Consider the following 2666-nt stretch of genomic DNA (forward strand, 5'->3'; position numbering starts at 1 on the left):
TCGGCGGCGCCCTCGCCGTCTGCGCCGCCGGGACCTCCCCGGCCCAGGCGGCCGGTCGGCCCGAGGCCCTGCGCAACCCCGGCTTCGCCGAGGGGACCGCGCACTGGTCGATCGACGGTCCGCCCGAGGCAGTCACCGTCACGGCCGACGGCGAGCGCGAGCACGTGCTCCACCTCGCGCCGGCCGCGGGCGAGGAGGTCGTCGCCCGCCAGCAGGTCGTCATCGGCCGGGGAGGGGACCGGGTGCTGCGCGCCCGGGTCCGCGCCGGCGGCGACGGCACCGCCGCCCGCCTCGAGATCCGCTCCCGAGGGAGGACGGAGCAGGTGCACCTCCCGGTCACGGGGAGGGACGGGGCATGGCTCGACCTCGCCGTCGGCCTCGCGGAGGCGCGCGGCGTGCTCGAGGCTTCGCTCCGCGTGCGCGGCGGGGATGGGGCCTGGGCGAGCATCGACGACCTCGAGCTCCTGCCCGGCGGCGTCCCACGCACGGTGCGCGGGGTCGACCTCTCAGGCGTGCCGAAGAACGAGGCGCACGGGGCGGTGTACGTCTCGGCCGACGGGACGCGGAGCGTCGACCCGGTGGAGATCATGGCCGAGCACGGCGCGACGCTCGGGCGGCTGCGCGTCTGGGTCGACCCGGTCGACGGCTGGTGCACCCCGGAGCGCACCGTCGAGATGGCCCGGAGGATCCGCCGGGCCGGCATGGACGTGCTCGTGGACTTCCACTACTCCGACGAGTGGACCGACCCGGGCGCCCAGCACGTGCCCGCGGCCTGGTCCGACCTCGGCGTCGACGGCCTCGTCGACGCGGTCGCCGAGCACACCCGCTCGACCCTCCTCGCCCTGCGCGAGGCCGGGATCGACGTGGCGATGGTGCAGGTCGGCAACGAGATCAACCCCGGCATGCTGTGGCCCCATGGCCAGACCTGGGACGTGGACGAGGCCGACGGCGTCGCCGGCGCCCGGTGGGAGGACCTGTGCCGTTTCCTCGCCGCCGGCTCCCGGGCGGTGGCCGAGGTGTTCCCCCGCGCCGAGGTGATGCTTCACCTGACGAACATCCACGACGGGATCGAGGGCCTGACGTGGTGGTTCGAGCAGGTGCTCACCCGCGACGTGCCCTTCGACCTCATCGGTCTGTCCTACTACCCGTACTGGCACGGCACTCTCGGCGACCTCCAGGAGGCGGTCGCCGTGCTCTCGGAACGCTGCGCGCGCGACGTGGTCGTCGTCGAGACGGCCTATCCCTTCACCCTCGAGGACGACCCCCGTGTGCCCTATCCGAACATCGTCGACGGCGCGACGCCGCTGCCCGAGGGGTATCCGGCAACGCCCGCCGGGCAGGCCGCGTTCTTCCGCGCCGTCCAGGACGTCACCGTCTCCGCCGCCGGCGGCCGCGGCCGCGGCGCCGTCTACTGGGAGCCCGCCTGGACCGCGGTGGAGGGCGCCGGCTGGGACCTCCACGACGCCGCCTCCGGCAACGCCTGGGAGAACCAGGCGATGTTCGACCACGAGGGCCGGGCGCTGCCGGAGGTGCTCGCCGCGCTCAGCTGAGCGCCGGCTGCGTGGCGCGTTCGACGAGCCCTCCCATCATCCCTGCTGCTGGATGATCCCGATCTTCTGCCACACCTTGCGGGCCATGTCCGAGGTGAGCGCCTCGATGCCCTCGACCGCGTCGAGCACGTCCCCGTCGGTGGTGTGCTCCGCGAACAGGGCCGCGCTCTTGCCCACGAGCGAGAGCATCTCCGTGCAGAAGTCGAGATAGCGGGTCAGCTCCGTGCGGTCCAGGTCCAGCCCGCCGTCCGCACGGGAGCCGCGCTCGAGGCGTTCGGGCACCTTGGTCAGCTGGTGCATGTCGATCACGTGGGCCAGGGAGCGCAGACGGTGCAGGATCCGCAGCACGCGCGCCCGTTCCATCCTCTCGGGGATCCGCAGCAGGAAGAACACCGCGATCCCGCCGAAGACGAGGTCGTTGATGATCGTCTCGAGCAGCGGGAGCACGTCCAGCGGGCCCAGCACGTCGCGCTCCGCGAACAGGTCCACCGCCGCGAGCGCGACAGCCCCGCCGAGGAACAGCGCGACCGCGAGCATCGCGAGCCGTGAGAGCAGTCGGGCGAGCCGCACCCGTCGGCGGCTGATGCCGGTGCCGGCGTTGATCTCGTCCACGAGCCCCACCACCTCCCGGCACACCTCCCACAGAGTGCGATCGGGGAAGCGGGTCATGATCCGGTGTTCGAGCGCCGCGGCCGAGCGGCGCACCGCCTGCCCGTCCAGGCGCTGGAAGCGGCTCGAGGAGGGCGGCTCGTCGGAGTGGTCCTCAGGGCGGGGCGCGGGGGCCGACGGGTCGGTGGTCGGAGACATGCAGCGAGGCTAAGGGATCCGACGGGAACGGGGGTGCGTCGACCCCGAGCTCACCAGGGGACCCCTCGAGCGCCCGCAGGTCTGCGCCGGGACCGTCGGCCTCGGCGACGGCCCATCGAGGGCGCGCAGGGCCACGGAGGCAGCACTGTCCTGACGACCATCGAGGACGGGCTGATGCGACAGCGGGGCGGCATGGCGGTCTGGGTGCCCCGCTGAGGGGACCATCGGCCGCCAGCGGGCAGCGCAACTCGCACGGTCCTGGATCGGCACGCCCCGGGAATCGGCTCCACAGCCGTGGCCACGGCTGTG

Annotated in this window: 2 protein-coding genes; one reads left to right on the forward strand and one right to left on the reverse strand. The window is 73.7% G+C overall.

The genetic code is table 11. The annotated features are described in order from the left end of the window. Positions 1-1550: glycoside hydrolase family 53 protein (locus tag HMPREF3159_RS10760; RefSeq protein ID WP_070501023.1), on the forward strand; the 1550-nt coding region annotated here is incomplete at its 5' end. Positions 1551-1586: 36 nt separating this feature from the next. Here the strand turns inward: HMPREF3159_RS10760 and HMPREF3159_RS10765 are convergent. Then, positions 1587-2357 (reverse strand): hypothetical protein, encoded by a 771-nt coding sequence (locus HMPREF3159_RS10765; RefSeq protein ID WP_070501024.1) that lies wholly within the window; start codon positions 2355-2357, stop codon positions 1587-1589. Positions 2358-2666: the final 309 nt, after the last annotated feature.

The sequence above is a fragment of the Brachybacterium sp. HMSC06H03 genome (genome assembly GCF_001807385.1).
Classification (GTDB): domain Bacteria; phylum Actinomycetota; class Actinomycetes; order Actinomycetales; family Dermabacteraceae; genus Brachybacterium; species Brachybacterium conglomeratum.

Bases quoted from the DNA above. Each gene is read 5' to 3' on its own strand.
- HMPREF3159_RS10765 (WP_070501024.1), bottom strand. From the start codon at position 2,357: ATGTCTCCGACCACCGACCCGTCGGCCCCCGCGCCCCGCCCTGAGGAC.